Genomic DNA, 239 nt, shown 5'->3' with positions numbered 1-239 from the left:
AATAATGACTGCCCTTGCTGAGCTATTTGAGGAATAAGTAAGGTAATACTATCGCCCACGCTGGCATCGAGTTGGTTAACTATTTGCTTGCCTAAAATAACTTCATCAATGCCAAGCTGGCTCACCAATTTGCCTTTGGTAAATTGATTAATAGCCGACACGCTCCCCTCTAATGAAGGCTCAACCCCGCGTATTTCTACTGCTTTTAATTGGCTTTTAAATTGCGCCATGCCGTTAAC

At 42.7% G+C, this 239-nt stretch carries 1 pseudogene; it reads right to left on the bottom strand.

The annotated features are described in order from the left end of the window. Positions 1–239, bottom strand: a pseudogene (locus AAEY62_RS24535) (lipoprotein-releasing system transmembrane subunit LolC); the annotation flags it as partial.

Source organism: Pseudoalteromonas sp. GW168-MNA-CIBAN-0100 (genome assembly GCF_040309225.1).
GTDB lineage: Bacteria > Pseudomonadota > Gammaproteobacteria > Enterobacterales > Alteromonadaceae > Pseudoalteromonas > Pseudoalteromonas arctica.
The sequence above is the reverse complement of the archived record's forward strand: the minus strand, read 5'-3'. Positions and strand labels throughout refer to the sequence as shown.